Source organism: Enterovirga sp. CN4-39, assembly GCF_049446235.1.
Taxonomy (GTDB): domain Bacteria; phylum Pseudomonadota; class Alphaproteobacteria; order Rhizobiales; family Beijerinckiaceae; genus Enterovirga.
Genome location: NZ_JBMSEF010000002.1, coordinates 1 through 13088, shown reverse-complemented (window position 1 = coordinate 13088; position 13088 = coordinate 1). Strand labels below are relative to the sequence as shown.

Here is a 13088-nt window from a genome sequence, read left to right as displayed (position 1 = left end):
GCGAGCGGGCGCCTCGATGGTCAAGCGGCCGGCGGGCCGCTCAGATCATGTATTGCCCGCCATTGACCGTGAGCGTGGAGCCCGTGATGAAGCCCGCATCCTCGCTCGCCAGGAAGACGACCGCGCGCGCGATCTCCTCGGGCTCGCCGAGGCGGCCGACCGGGATCCCGGGCAGGATGTTCTTCTCCACGATGGCGGGGTCGATCGCCTTGACCATCTCGGTCGCGATGTAGCCGGGGCAGATGGCGTTCACGGTGATGCCGGCCCGCGCGCCCTCGAGCGACAGCGCCTTCACGAACCCGATATCGCCCGCCTTGGCGGCCGAGTAGTTCGCCTGCCCCACCTGCCCCTTCTGCCCGTTGATGGAGGAGATGCAGACGACCCGGCCCCATTTCCGGGACCGCATGCCCTCCCAGACCGGGCGCGTCATGTTGAAGAGCGAGTTCAGGTTCGTGTTGATGACCGAGTACCACTGCTCCTTGGACATGCGGTGGAACATGCCGTCCCGGGTGATCCCGGCATTGTTCACCAGGACGTCGACCGGCCCGACCTCTGCCTCGACCTGGGCGATCCCGGCCGCGCAGGCATCGAAGTCGGACACGTCCCACTTGAAGGTCTTGATGCCGGTCGCGGACGAGAACGCGGACGCAGCCTCGTCATTGCCGGCGTAGTTCGCCGCGACCGTGTAGCCCGAGGCCTGCAGGGCCTTCGAGATCGCCTCTCCGATGCCGCGCGTCCCGCCCGTCACCAATGCCACGCGTGCCATGCGTCACTCTCCCTGTTCGATGCCCCGGCTCTTGTGGCCGACAAGCAAACGGCCCGGCGATGCCGGGCCGTTCACTCATGTTACCGCGATGGGAGCGGGCGTCGATCCCCGCAAATCGCGACTTTCGGATCTTCGTCGGGGCTCAGCGCTCGACGCACATCGCAACGCCCATGCCGCCGCCGATGCACAGCGTGGCGAGGCCGCGCTTCGCGCCGCGCCTGCCCATCTCGTGCAGGAGCGTGACGAAGACGCGTGCGCCGGAAGCGCCGATCGGGTGCCCGATGGCGATCGCGCCGCCATTGACGTTCACGATCTCCGGATCCCAGCCCATGTCCTTGTTGACTGCGCAGGCCTGGGCCGCGAAGGCCTCGTTCGCCTCGATGAGATCGAGATCCGGCACCTTCCAGCCGGCCTTCTCGAGGGCGCGCCGCGATGACGGGATCGGGCCCGTTCCCATGATGGACGGGTCCACGCCCGCGGTCGCCCAGGACACGATCCTGGCCAGCGGGGTGAGGCCGCGCTTCTCGGCCTGGGCGGCGCTCATCAGGACCACGGCGGCGGCGCCGTCATTGATCCCGGAGGCGTTGCCGGCCGTGACCGTGCCCTCCTTGTTGAAGGCGGGGCGGAGCTTCGCGATCGCATCCATGGTGGTGCCGGCACGGATGTACTCGTCGTCCGTCACGACGGTGTCGCCCTTGCGGCCCTTGATGGTGACCGGGACGATCTCGTCCTTGAACTTGCCGGCCTTCTGGGCGGCCTCGGCCTTGTTCTGCGAGGCGACCGCGAAGCGATCCTGCTCCTCGCGCGAGAGCTGCCATTGCTGCGCGACGTTCTCGGCCGTGTTGCCCATGTGATAGCCGTGGAAGGCGTCGAGGAGGCCGTCCTTCAGCATCGTGTCGAGGAGCTTCAGGTCGCCCATCTTCGTGCCGGACCGCATATGGGCCGCATGGGGAGCCATCGACATGGATTCCTGGCCGCCGGCCACGATGATGTCGGCGTCGCCGCTGGCGATCTGCTGCATGCCGATGGCGACCGTGCGCAGGCCGGAGCCGCAGAGCTGGTTCAGGCCCCAGGCCGTCTTCTCGGCCGGGATGCCGGCCGCCATGGCGGCCTGGCGGGCCGGGTTCTGGCCCTGGCCTGCCGTCAGGATCTGGCCGAGGATGACCTCGTCGACCTCGCCGGCCTCGACCTTCGCGCGCTCGAGCGCGGCCTTGATGGCGATCGCGCCGAGCTCATGCGCAGGCGTATTCGCGAAGGCGCCGTTGAACGATCCGACCGGCGTGCGGGCGGCCCCCACGATGACGATGTCGGCTTGAGCCATACCTGTTCTCCCGTTCGGCAGATTGCTGAAACTCGAGGCGATGGCGGGATCAACTCCCGCCCCGCCCCCAAGTCAAGCCGCCGCCCGGACCCGCCGGTTCACCGGCCGGTCCGGATCCGCGTCCAGAGCCTCGTGACGGTCCTCTGGATCCGCTCGTCGTAGGCCGTGTTCGTGAACAGCCGCCCGAAGGTCTCGGCGTCCGGATAGATGCCGGGATCGGACGCGATCTCCGGCTTGATCCGCTCCTTGGCCGGCAGGTTTCCGCTCGCATAATTCACGAAGTCGGTGTTCGCGGCCGCGACGTCGGGCCTGAGCATGAAGTCGATAAAGGCGTAGGCCTCCGGCACATGCGGGGCATCGGCCGGGATGGCCATGGAGTCGAACCACATCAGCGCGCCCTCGCGCGGGATGACATAGGCGATGTCGACCCCGTTCTTCGCCTCCTGGGCGCGCTTGCGCGCCTGCAGGATGTCGCCCGAATAGCCGACCGCCAGGCAGATCTCGCCGTTGGCGAGCGCGTTGATGTATTCGGAGGAGTGGAATTTCCGGATGTTCCCCCGCACCTTCATCAGGGCGTCCGCGGCCTTCTGCAGATCGGCGGGCGTCTTGGAATCGGGGTCGAGGTCGAGCGCCTTCAGGATGCCGGGGAAGACGTCCTCGGGCGAATCCAGGACGTAGATGCCGCAATCCTTGAGCTTGCCGGACAGTTCGGGGTCGAGAAGCAGCTTCCAGCTGTCGAGCGGCACGTCCCCGAGCCGCTCCTTCACCTTGGCCCGGTTCACGCCGATGCCCGTCGTGCCCCACATGTAGTTCACGGCATGGAGATTGTCGGGATCGAAGGCGGCGAGCCGCTTCTGGATGTCCGGCCAGGCGTTCTTCAGGTTCGGCAGCTTTTCGCGGTCGAGCTTCTGGAAGACGCTCGCCCGGATCAGCCGCTGCAGGAACGGCCCGGAGGGCACGACGACGTCGTAGCCCGACTTCCCGGCGAGCAGCTTCGTCTCGACGATCTCGTTGTTGTCGTAGGTGTCGTACACGACCTTGATGCCCGTCTCGGCCGTGAAGCGTTCCAGCACCTTCGGATCGACGTAATCCGACCAGTTGTACACGTGGACGGTGCGCTCCTGGGCGGAGGCGGCCGTGATGGACAGGGCGCACAGCAGCGCGGCGGCAAGGCGTCTGATCATGATGGGGGAAAGCTATGGGCCGAGGTGCCTCGATACAACCGCCAAGCTTCGCCCAAGACCATCGCGGCGCAACGATTTTTCGCCTTGCGCCATGCCCTGACCATCATTGACAGCGAGAACGTTCCAGGGGAGGCCAACGGGGCTCGGATTGCCTCCGGGCGGGCGAGAGGACGGGATGATCTCACGTCGCAGTTTCGTTCAGGGCGCAGCCCTGGCCGCGATCTCGGCGAAGGCGCGTGCGCAGGCGACGCCGGAGGTGGTCGTCGGGCTCCTGTTCCCCCTGACGGGCCCCAGCTCCCAGATCGGAATCGACGCGCGCCACGCGGTGGAAACCGCCTTCGACATCGTCAATTCCCCGTATCCGGATCTCGACCTACCCCTGGCGGAGGAAGCGGGGCTCCCCGGCCTCGGCGGCGCCAGGCTGCGCGTCATCGCGGCCGACCATCAGTCGAGCCCCCAGGTCGCCCGCACGGAAGCGGAGCGGCTGGTCAAGCACGAGAAGGTCTGCGCGATCATCGGGTCGTACCAGAGCGCCATCGGGGCCAGTATCGCGCAGGTTTCGGAGCGGCTCGAGGTGCCCTACATGGCGTCCGAGAACTCCTCGCCGAGCCTCACCCGCCGCGGGCTGCGCTACATCTTCCGGCCCGGCCCGCACGACGACATGTTCTCGGAGACGATGTTCGATCTCCTCGACGACCTGCGCCGCAAGGGCGGCGGGGTGGAGACCCTGGCCCTCTTCGCCGAGGATACCCTGTTCGGGACGGATTCCGCCAACACGCAGCGCCGGCTCGCGGGCGAACGGGGCTACAAGATCGTCGCCGATATCCGGTACCGGGCGAACGCCCCCGCGCTCGGCGACGAACTGCGCCAGCTCAAGGAAGCGGATGCGGATGTCCTGCTGCCCTCCAGCTACACGCAGGACGGCATCCTGCTGGTCAAGGGCATGGTGGAGATCGGCTATCAGCCGCGGGCGATCCTGGCCCAGAATTCCGGCTTCTCCGACCGAACGCTCTACGATGCCGTCGGGCGCGACGTGGTCGGCTGCATCACGCGCGCCTCCTACTCGCCCGAGCTCGCCGCCCGGCGCCCCGACATCGGGCGGGTGAACGCGCTCTTCAAGGCGCGGTCCGGAAAGGACCTCAGCGATCTTTCCGCGCGCCAGTTCACGGCCGCGATGGTCCTGGCCGACGCGGTGAATCGGGCCCAGGCGACCGATGGGCCGACCATCCGCGAGGCGCTCGCCGCCTCCGACATTCCGGGCGATCAGACCATCATGCCCTGGACGCGCATCGCCTTCGACGAGACGGGCCAGAACCGCGATGCGGATCCGGTGCTCCTTCAATGGAACGGGCAGGGCTTCGCGACGGTGTTCCCGGCGAATGCAGCCGTCGCCCAGGTGCAGTTCCCGATGCGACCGGCCTAGTGGCGGCGGCGCTAGCCGACGATCTCGATCCTGGTCCCGGGACCGATGCGCTCGACGAGCGCGGCGATCCGGCGGCGATCGACCGCGACGCAGCCCTCCGTGGGCAGGAAGCCGGGGCGGGCGGAATGAAGAAAGATCGCGCTGCCGCGGCCGGGCACGATCGGGCCGCGGTTGTAGGAAAGATCGAGCACGAGGTCGTAGAGGGCATCGTCGCGCCACATGCGCTCGTGTCCGCAGGCGGCCGGAAGATCGACCGGGCGGTTGTAGCGGCGGTCCCGCGGGTCGTCCGACCAGCCGAGATCGGGCCGGATCGGCGCCAGCGGCAGAATCGTGGCCGGCCGCCGCATCCGGTCGGGCCGGTACAACGCGGCGAGCACCTTGAAGCGCCCTATCGGCGTGCGTCCGTCGCCCTCCCGCTTCCCGTGGCCCGGCCCGCTGCGGCCGAGGGCGCAGGGCAGGTTGATCCCCGGGCCGACGAGGCGCCCCTTGGTTCGGTCGAGCGGAGAGCGAAACACGCGGATAAGTCGGGCGGTGCGGCGCTTCATGCTGGGGAGGGGTCTTCAACCCGGCCCGGCTGTCAAGGTATGAAGGCCTGATGTCGAGCTCCGCCCGGCCCAACGCGTCGAGAGAACGTTTCTGATGGCGCGCCTCAATCGGCTCCTCGTCGTCGAGGACGACAGCGATCTCCGCGAGACCCTCGTCGAGCAGATCGGCCTCTCCAGCGAGTTCGAGGTCGATCCGGTCGGAACGGCCTCCGAGGCCCGCGAGGCGTTGCAGCGGGAGCGGTTCGACCTCGTGATCATGGATATCGGCCTGCCGGACATGGACGGCCGCGACGCGGTGCGGCTGATCCGCCAGGACGGCTTCCGCGGCCCCATCGTCATGCTGACCGGACAGGCGAGCGACGCCGACGTGGTCACCGGCCTCGATGCCGGGGCGAACGACTATGTCGTGAAGCCCTTCAAGTTCGCCGTGCTCCTCGCCCGCATCAGGGCGCAGCTCAGGACGCACGAGGCGAGCGAGGATGCCGTCTTCCGGATCGGCCCCTACACGTTCCGGCCCGGCGCCAAGCTGCTCGTGAGCGAAAAGGGCTCGAAGCTGAAGCTCACGGAAAAGGAGACCGCCATCCTCCGCTTCCTCTACCGGGCCGGGCAGAAGGTGGTCTCGCGCGACATCCTCCTGCAGGAGGTCTGGGGCTACAACGCGGCCGTGACGACCCATACGCTCGAGACGCATGTCTACCGGCTGCGCCAGAAGATCGAGACGAACCCCTCCGCGGCCCGCATCCTGGTGACCGAGCCGGGCGGCTACAAGCTGCTTCCCTGAAGGCCCTGAACCATGGCCATCGAGACCACGCTCTCGATTCTTCGGCGCGCGCCGATCCTCGGGCTGTTCGAGGACGAGGCTCTCCGGGTGATCGCAAACGTGGCCGACACGCGCCGGCTGCGTCCGGGCGAGGTCCTGTTCCGGCACGGCGACCGCTCGGATGGCGGCTACGTGGTGACCGCGGGGACGATCGCGGTCGGCCGGGCAGGGGCCGAGGAGCCCGTGCTGCTCGGGCCGGCCTCAGTCATCGGCGAGATCGCGCTGTTCATACGCATGCAGCGCCCCGCGACGGCGACCGCCCAGGAGGCCGCGTCCGTCCTGCGCATCTCGCCCACGCTGATGAAGCGCGTGCTGCATGAATTCCCCTCGGCGGCCCCCGCCATGGCCGAGGTCCTCACGCGCGACCTCGAGGCCGTCGCGGCCGGCCTGACGAGCGTCGAACGCCTCTTCGCCGAGCAGGAAGCCTCAGAGCGAGAGAGTCGCGGTCACCGGGACGTGGTCTGACGGGCGCATCCAGCCACGGACATGGCCGTGGATGTCGACGGATTGGAGCGTCGAGCCGAGATCGTCCGAAATCCAGACGTGATCGAGCCGGCGGCCCTTGTTGGCGGCCGCCCAGTCCGGAGAGCGATAGCTCCACCAGGTGTAGAGCTTGGTCGGCTCGGGCGTGAGATGGCGCGCTGAATCGACGAAGCGGCCCTCCTGCCGCAGCGTTTCCAGGGCTTCGGTCTCGATCGGGGTGTGGCTCACGACGTCGAGAAGCTGCTTGTGCGACCAGACGTCGTGCTCGAGCGGGGCGACGTTCAGGTCGCCCACCACGATCGTCGGGCGGCGATCGCGCTTCCCGGCCCAATCCCGCATCTCGGCCAGGAACTGGAGCTTGTGCTTGAACTTCGGGTTCAGGTCCGGATCCGGAACGTCGCCGCCCGCTGGAACATAGAAGTTGTGGATCTCGACGCCGGCCGCCTCCCCGGCCTCCGGCCCGAGGGTGACGGAGATGTGGCGGGCGTCCTGCCGCTCGCACCAGTTCTGCGGCTCGACCTTCTCGAAGGGGAAGCGCGACAGGATCGCGACCCCGTTATAGCCCTTCTGCCCGACCTGGACGACGTGCGGGTAGCCGAACCCCTGCAGGGCTTTCAGGGGAAAGCAGTTGTCCGGGCATTTCGTCTCCTGGAGGCAGAGCACGTCCGGCCCGATCTCCCCGAGCGCCCGCTCGACCTGGTCGATGCGGAGCCGGACGGAATTGATGTTCCAGGTTGTGACGGAGAGCTTCACGACGGGTCCGCAAGGGAGGATCACGCGACGCTGGCGCGCCGGGAGACGGGCCTGTAGCGTTTGCGGCAGGGCCCGGGAGAGGCCCAGGATCTACGGTTGGGAGGATAGGCATGCAAGTGTGGGTAGCCCCGCGCGCGGTCGGCGCGCGTCCGCGAACTGGGGATATCGTCGCCGCAGCGCTCGCCGCCATGCTGGCCGGCGCGGCAGTCCCGGCCCTTGCCGAAGCGCCGGCCGCACGGCCGGTCGCGACCCTCGCGACCGCGAGCCCGGAAGAGGTCGGGCTCTCCTCCGCCCGGCTCGCCAATATCGGCAAGGTCTTCGAGCGTGAGATCGCGGCCGGCCGGCTGCCGGGTACCGTGGTCATGGTCGCCCGCCGCGGCCGCATCGCCTATGCGGAGAGCTTTGGGTTCCGCGACGAGGCCGCGAACGCGCCGCTCGGCAAGGATGCGATCTTCCGCATCTACTCCATGACCAAGCCCTTCGCGTCGGTCGCGGCCATGATGCTGGTCGAGGACGGCACGATCCAGCTGACCGACCCGGTCTCGAAATTCCTTCCGGAGTTCAAGGACCTGAAGGTGAGCGTGCCGCGTGGGAACGCGCTCGGCGAGCAGACATGGGAACTCGCCGCGGCCGAGCGCCAGCCGACCGTGCAGGATCTCCTCCGGCACACGGCCGGCCTCGCCTATGGCGAAATCACCACGAACGCGCCCGTGAAGGCGGCCTACACCAAGGGCAAGCTCTTCAAGCCGGATTTCGACTACAACACGACGGATCTCACGCCGGAGGAATTCGTCTCCGCGATCGCGGCCGCGCCGCTCGCTTACCAGCCGGGCACGGTGTGGCAGTACAGCCTCGCCACGGACGTGCTCGGGCGCGTCGTCGAGAAGGCGTCCGAGCGGAGCCTCGGCGAGTTCCTCGAACAGCGCCTCTTCAAGCCGCTGAAGATGAACGAGACCGGCTTCTCCGTCCCGGCCGATCGCACGGCCCGCATCGCGCAGGCATTCCCGACCGACCCTGCAACCGGCAGCCCGAACCGCCTCATCGACGGCGCGGTCCCAAAGAACGATTCCGGAGGCGCCGGCGCCTATTCGACAGCCGCCGATTATCTGCGCTTCGCGCAGATGCTGCTCGACGGCGGCAAGCTCGAGGGCACCCGGGTCCTCAGCCGGAAGACGATCGAGCTGATGACGTCCGACATGCTCGGCGACAGGATCAGGCCGATCGCCACGCCCGGAGACCTGCTGATGGGCGTGCCCGGCTACACGTTCGGGCTCGGCTTCATGGTCCGGAAGGAGCCCGGGATCGCCGGGGTGCCGGGCTCGAAGGGCGAGTTCATGTGGGCGGGCTATGCCGGGACGTTCTTCTGGGTCGACCCTGCGGAAGACCTTGCCGTCGTCATGATGACGCAGGCTCCCGGACCGAGCCGGGCCTTCTACCGGCGCGAGATCAAGCAGCTCGTCTACGGGGCGATCGCCGACTGACGAGGCGCCGGCACCTTTCCGGCCTCCGCCCGTTCTCGACGGGAGGAGGCCGGACATGCCCCGACGGAAGCAGCTGAACGACCTCGCCGCGCTGGGATGGCTCGCGGCCGAATCCGCCGCCGTCATCCAGTTGCGGCTCCTCAAGCTCGCGCTCGGCGGACCAAAGGCGAAGCGCGAAGCGCGCCGGATGGTCAGCGAGAAGGTCCTGGCCGCCGGCTCCGCCACCCGCACGCTGATGACGGGCGGCTCGCCCGGGCAGGTCGTCAGCGGCTACCGCAAGCGCGTCAGGGCCAACCGGCGGCGGCTGTCGGGCGGCGGCTGAAGCGCGCTTACTCTGCCGAGGCCGGAGGACGTCCGCCTTGATGTTGCCCAGCACCCGCCTCCACCCGGCCGATGCGCAGCCGGACGGAATTGATGTTCGGGGTGCCGTCCCTCAGGTTGCTGTCGGATCGCCTCAAGCGTGATGGCGACCGGGCCGGCCGGGATCGGCCGCGCCCGATTGTCGGAACGCCTGCCCATGCTCAAGAGCCTCGCGGTGCAGAACTACAGGTCGTTGCGCGACCTCGTCGTTCCACTCGAGCGGGTGAACGTCGTGACCGGCCCCAATGGCGCCGGCAAGTCGAACCTCTACCGAGCCCTGCGGCTCCTGGCCGCCACGGCGCGAGGCGAGATCGTCGGCCAGCTCGCACGGGAGGGCGGCCTTCCCGCGACCTTGTGGGCCGGGCCGGAGACGATCAGCCGGGACATGAAGGCGGGACGCGTCCCCATCCAGGGGACGGTGCGGAAGGGCAGCGTCAGCCTGAAGCTCGGTTTCGCCTCCGACGACTTCGGCTACAGCATCGACCTGGGGCTGGCCCCGGACCCGCTGGCCGGGTTTGCGCTCGATCCCGTCATCAAGCGCGAATGCATCTGGTCGGGCGAAAAATTCCGGCCCGCCTCCCTCCTCGTCGACCGCCGCGGCCCCGCGCTGCGCGCCACCGACGAGACGGGCGCCTGGCGGATGGTGCCGGTGGAGCTCTCCGGCTTCGACAGCATGATGACGGAGTTCCTCGACGTCCACACGGCCCCGGAGATGGTGCTGCTCCGGTCCCGAATGCGCTCCTGGCGCTTCTACGACCATTTCCGGACGGATCTAGACGCCCCGGCCCGCAAGCCGCAGGTCGGCACCTACACGCCGGTCCTCGGCCATGAGGGAGCCGATCTCGCGGCGGCCTTGCAGACCATCGCCGCCATGGGCGACCGAAACCTGCTCGCGCAGGTGATCGACGATGCCTTTCCCGGGGCGCGCATCGAGGTCGGCACGGACGGTGGCCGCTTCGAGCTCCTTTTCCGGCAGCCCGGGATGCTCAGGCCGCTTTCCGCGGCGGAATTGTCCGACGGAACGCTTCGCTACCTGCTGCTGGTTGCGGCGCTGCTGTCCCCGAGGCCGCCGGAGCTCCTGGTCCTGAACGAGCCCGAGACCAGTCTCCACCCGGATCTCGTTCCGGCGCTCGCCCGGCTGATCGGGCAGGCTTCCTCGGCGGCCCAGGTGATCGTGGTCACGCACGACGAGACGCTCACGTCGCATCTCGCGGCGGAGTTCGACCTGAACCACATCCGGCTGGACAAGGATTCGGGCGAGACGATCGCCGATATCGATCTTCTCAGGCGCCCTCCCTGGGCCTGGCCGCCGCGCTGAGCGGCGCCTACTCCACGGGCCGCATGTAGTTCAGCATGAAGATCCGCGGATCGATCGTCCGGTTCTTCTCGATGTCCGAGAGCGAGACGGTGGTCGTGAAGCCCTGCGGGTCCACCACGCGCCAGCGCTTCAGGCCGGTGATCTCCGGGTCGAAATAGAGCGTGATCTTGGAGGTCCCGCCGAGCGTGGAGGTATCCTCGATCGAGATCCGCACCCCATCCGGGTCCGCCACCACGGCCGTGACGGAGGCCTCGCGCGCGAGGTCGATCTTGGACGAAAGCAGGAATTTCAGCGGCGTCTGCGAGATCGGATAGGGGTCCGAGGTGTTCAGCTTCCGGTCGCGGACGAGCACGGTCGAGCCGTCGGACACGATCTCGAGCGTGGACGGCTTCGCGTATTCGAAACGCAGCTTGCCGGGCCTCTGCACGTAGAGGACACCGGTGAACCTGCGCCCGTCCCCGCCGACCTGCGTGAAATCCGCCGCCATCGACGTGACCGAATTGAGCGCCGCGTTCGCCTTCTCGACGATCTGCTTGTCGCTGAGCTTCTCGCCGGCCGCGGCCTGGACGACCGGCGCGCCGCGCGCTCCCGGCTTCGCGACCGGCATGATGGAGCCCGTCGTGGTCACGTCCTGCTCGCCTCCCAGCGAGGCGGGCCGCGGCGGCGGGACGACATTGACGAGGCGCGATCGGCTCGCCGCTTCGGCCGCGGAGCCGAAGGCCGCGGCGGCCGTGAGGGCAAGCGCGATGCCGCGAGCAACAGACGCCTTCATGAACTCAACTCCACGCGTTCTGGCAGGCGCCTGACGGGCACCCGCCGGGGCCGTAGCGGCTCGCCTCAATCGGCGCCGGCGCTCTCCAGCAGGATCTCGCGCTTGCCCGCATGATTGGCGGATCCGACGATGCCCTCGTTCTCCATCCGCTCCATGAGGGAGGCGGCGCGGTTGTAGCCGATGCCGAGCCTGCGCTGGATATAGGAGGTGGAAGCCTTCTTATCACGCAGCACGACCTGGATCGCCTGGTCGTACAGGTCGCCGCCCTCCTCGCCGAAGGAGCCCTTGTCGAAGATGGCGGAATCGTCGCCGCCACCGGCCGCGCCGTCCTCGTCACCGGTCGTGACCGCATCGAGATATTGCGGCCGGCCCTGCGCCTTCAGGTGGGCCACGACCTTCTCAACCTCGGTGTCGGACACGAACGGGCCATGCACGCGGGTGATGCGGCCGCCGCCCGCCATGTAGAGCATGTCGCCCTGCCCGAGCAGCTGCTCGGCGCCCATCTCGCCGAGGATGGTCCGCGAGTCGATCTTGGACGTGACCTGGAAGGAGATGCGGGTCGGGAAGTTCGCCTTGATGGTGCCCGTGATGACGTCGACGGACGGCCGCTGCGTCGCCATGATGAGGTGGATGCCGGCCGCGCGCGCCATCTGGGCGAGACGCTGGATCGCGCCCTCGATGTCCTTGCCGGCCACCATCATCAGGTCGGCCATCTCGTCCACGATCACGACGATGTACGGCAGCGGCTCGAGATCCATGATCTCGTCCTCGTAGATCGCCTCGCCGGTCTCCCTGTCGAAACCGGTCTGCACCGTGCGGGTGATGACCTCGTGGCGCTCCTTGGCCTCCGCCACGCGGGCGTTGAACCCGTCGATGTTGCGGACGCCGAGTTTCGACATCTTCTTGTAGCGCTCCTCCATCTCGCGCACGGCCCATTTGAGGGCGATCACGGCCTTCTTGGGGTCGGTCACGACGGGCGAGAGGAGATGCGGGATGCCGTCATAGACGGAGAGCTCGAGCATCTTCGGATCGACCATGATCAGCCGGCACTGCTCGGGCGTATGCATGTAGAGCAGGCTGAGGATCATGGTGTTGATGGCGACCGACTTGCCCGACCCGGTCGTGCCGGCGACGAGCAGGTGCGGCATGCGGGCGAGGTCCGCGATGATCGGCTCGCCGCCGATGTTCTTGCCGAGGCAGAGCGCGAGCTTCTGCTTGGTCCCGGCGAAGTCCTCCGAGGCGAGGAGTTCGCGCAGATAGACCGTCTCGCGCTTCTGGTTCGGCAGCTCGATGCCGATCGCATTGCGGCCGGGCACGACCGCGACGCGGGCCGAGACCGCCGACATGGAGCGGGCGATGTCGTCGGCGAGGCCGATGACGCGGCTCGACTTGGTGCCGGGGGCGGGCTCGAGCTCATAGAGCGTGACGACCGGGCCGGGCCGCACGTTGATGATCTCGCCGCGGACGCCGAAATCCTCCAGCGTCGATTCGAGCAGGGTCGCGTTCTGCTCCAGCGCGTCCTTGGAGACGGTCGCGACCTGCTTCTTGGCCTCGGCCAGGAGCGTGAGCGCGGGCATCTCGTAGTCGCCGCCGGAGAATTGCGGCTCGGGGCGCCGTGCCGCCTGCCGGGTCGGGGCGGCAGGCGCCGAGACGCGGCTCGGGGCGCTGGCGGGTTTCGCGACGGCGCGCGGCGGCTCATAGGCCGGCTCCTCGTCATCCGCGTCGAACGGCTCGATGTCCTCCGGCTCGTCCCGGATCTCGTCGCGCTCGGGCTCGACCGCGATCCTGCGTCCCGCACGGGCCACCGGCGCGACCGGCAACTCGTCCGCCTCCTCGTCGTCGAAGTCGTGCACGGCCGGCGC

General features: G+C 68.5%; 13 protein-coding genes. 6 read left to right on the top strand and 7 right to left on the bottom strand.

Annotated elements, in window-relative coordinates:
- Window positions 1-40: 40 nt before the first annotated feature.
- The 3 genes from phbB to ACO2SS_RS03730 all read right to left on the bottom strand — a co-directional run bounded on the left by phbB (window position 41) and on the right by ACO2SS_RS03730 (window position 3271).
- Window positions 41-766 (bottom strand): acetoacetyl-CoA reductase, encoded by a 726-nt coding sequence (phbB, locus tag ACO2SS_RS03740; RefSeq protein WP_423276247.1) that lies wholly within the window; start codon window positions 764-766, stop codon window positions 41-43.
- Between the two features lie 142 nt (window positions 767-908).
- Complete coding sequence (locus ACO2SS_RS03735; RefSeq protein ID WP_423276246.1) at window positions 909-2087, bottom strand: acetyl-CoA C-acetyltransferase; 1179 nt, start codon at window positions 2085-2087, stop codon at window positions 909-911.
- Window positions 2088-2185: 98 nt separating this feature from the next.
- Window positions 2186-3271 carry a polyamine ABC transporter substrate-binding protein gene (locus ACO2SS_RS03730; protein ID WP_423276245.1) on the bottom strand — a complete coding sequence of 362 codons (1086 nt, stop codon included), beginning with the start codon at window positions 3269-3271 and terminating at the stop codon, window positions 2186-2188.
- 175 nt (window positions 3272-3446) lie between these two features.
- Here ACO2SS_RS03730 and ACO2SS_RS03725 point away from each other — a divergent pair, with 175 nt between their 5' ends.
- Window positions 3447-4694 carry an ABC transporter substrate-binding protein gene (locus tag ACO2SS_RS03725; protein ID WP_423276244.1) on the top strand — a complete coding sequence of 416 codons (1248 nt, stop codon included), beginning with the start codon at window positions 3447-3449 and terminating at the stop codon, window positions 4692-4694.
- A gap of 11 nt (window positions 4695-4705) precedes the next feature.
- Here ACO2SS_RS03725 and ACO2SS_RS03720 read toward each other — a convergent pair whose 3' ends face one another.
- Complete coding sequence (locus tag ACO2SS_RS03720; protein WP_423276243.1) at window positions 4706-5239, bottom strand: L,D-transpeptidase family protein; 534 nt, start codon at window positions 5237-5239, stop codon at window positions 4706-4708.
- Window positions 5240-5333: 94 nt separating this feature from the next.
- On the opposite strand from ACO2SS_RS03720, the gene ACO2SS_RS03715 reads away from it, so the two are divergent.
- Both ACO2SS_RS03715 and ACO2SS_RS03710 read left to right on the top strand, forming a co-directional pair.
- The gene (locus ACO2SS_RS03715; RefSeq protein ID WP_423276242.1) at window positions 5334-6020 is read left to right on the top strand and encodes a response regulator transcription factor; all 687 of its coding nucleotides are present in this window, start codon (window positions 5334-5336) and stop codon (window positions 6018-6020) included.
- A gap of 12 nt (window positions 6021-6032) precedes the next feature.
- Window positions 6033-6524 (top strand): cyclic nucleotide-binding domain-containing protein, encoded by a 492-nt coding sequence (locus tag ACO2SS_RS03710; RefSeq protein ID WP_423276241.1) that lies wholly within the window; start codon window positions 6033-6035, stop codon window positions 6522-6524.
- Here the strand turns inward: ACO2SS_RS03710 and ACO2SS_RS03705 are convergent.
- Complete coding sequence (locus ACO2SS_RS03705) at window positions 6486-7295, bottom strand: exodeoxyribonuclease III (RefSeq protein ID WP_423276240.1); 810 nt, start codon at window positions 7293-7295, stop codon at window positions 6486-6488. The genes ACO2SS_RS03710 and ACO2SS_RS03705 overlap by 39 nt on opposite strands.
- A gap of 110 nt (window positions 7296-7405) precedes the next feature.
- Between ACO2SS_RS03705 and ACO2SS_RS03700 the strand changes: the two genes are divergently transcribed.
- The 3 genes from ACO2SS_RS03700 (at window position 7406) to ACO2SS_RS03690 (ending at window position 10454) form a co-directional block, all read left to right on the top strand.
- A complete protein-coding gene (locus tag ACO2SS_RS03700; RefSeq protein ID WP_423276239.1) occupies window positions 7406-8776 on the top strand; it encodes a serine hydrolase domain-containing protein in 1371 nt (456 codons plus the stop codon).
- Window positions 8777-8831: 55 nt separating this feature from the next.
- Window positions 8832-9098 (top strand): hypothetical protein, encoded by a 267-nt coding sequence (locus ACO2SS_RS03695; protein ID WP_423276238.1) that lies wholly within the window; start codon window positions 8832-8834, stop codon window positions 9096-9098.
- Between the two features lie 195 nt (window positions 9099-9293).
- On the top strand, window positions 9294-10454 hold the full coding sequence (locus tag ACO2SS_RS03690) for an AAA family ATPase (protein WP_423276786.1): 1161 nt from the start codon (window positions 9294-9296) through the stop codon (window positions 10452-10454).
- 7 nt (window positions 10455-10461) lie between these two features.
- On the opposite strand, the gene ACO2SS_RS03685 is transcribed toward ACO2SS_RS03690, so the two are convergent.
- Together ACO2SS_RS03685 and ACO2SS_RS03680 are read right to left on the bottom strand one after the other, a co-directional pair.
- Window positions 10462-11226: a LolA family protein gene (locus ACO2SS_RS03685; protein WP_423276237.1), complete on the bottom strand. Its 765-nt coding sequence runs from the start codon at window positions 11224-11226 to the stop codon at window positions 10462-10464.
- A 65-nt stretch (window positions 11227-11291) separates the two neighbouring features.
- On the bottom strand, window positions 11292-13088 hold a 1797-nt coding region (locus tag ACO2SS_RS03680), incomplete at its 5' end, for a DNA translocase FtsK (protein ID WP_423276236.1).

Bases quoted from the DNA above. Each gene is read 5' to 3' on its own strand.
- ACO2SS_RS03690 (WP_423276786.1), top strand. From the start codon at position 9,294: ATGCTCAAGAGCCTCGCGGTGCAGAACTACAGGTCGTTGCGCGACCTC.
- ACO2SS_RS03710 (WP_423276241.1), top strand. From the start codon at position 6,033: ATGGCCATCGAGACCACGCTCTCGATTCTTCGGCGCGCGCCGATCCTC.
- ACO2SS_RS03720 (WP_423276243.1), bottom strand. From the start codon at position 5,239: ATGAAGCGCCGCACCGCCCGACTTATCCGCGTGTTTCGCTCTCCGCTC.
- ACO2SS_RS03700 (WP_423276239.1), top strand. From the start codon at position 7,406: ATGCAAGTGTGGGTAGCCCCGCGCGCGGTCGGCGCGCGTCCGCGAACT.
- ACO2SS_RS03685 (WP_423276237.1), bottom strand. From the start codon at position 11,226: ATGAAGGCGTCTGTTGCTCGCGGCATCGCGCTTGCCCTCACGGCCGCC.
- phbB (WP_423276247.1), bottom strand. From the start codon at position 766: ATGGCACGCGTGGCATTGGTGACGGGCGGGACGCGCGGCATCGGAGAG.
- ACO2SS_RS03735 (WP_423276246.1), bottom strand. From the start codon at position 2,087: ATGGCTCAAGCCGACATCGTCATCGTGGGGGCCGCCCGCACGCCGGTC.
- ACO2SS_RS03725 (WP_423276244.1), top strand. From the start codon at position 3,447: ATGATCTCACGTCGCAGTTTCGTTCAGGGCGCAGCCCTGGCCGCGATC.
- ACO2SS_RS03715 (WP_423276242.1), top strand. From the start codon at position 5,334: ATGGCGCGCCTCAATCGGCTCCTCGTCGTCGAGGACGACAGCGATCTC.
- ACO2SS_RS03730 (WP_423276245.1), bottom strand. From the start codon at position 3,271: ATGATCAGACGCCTTGCCGCCGCGCTGCTGTGCGCCCTGTCCATCACG.
- ACO2SS_RS03695 (WP_423276238.1), top strand. From the start codon at position 8,832: ATGCCCCGACGGAAGCAGCTGAACGACCTCGCCGCGCTGGGATGGCTC.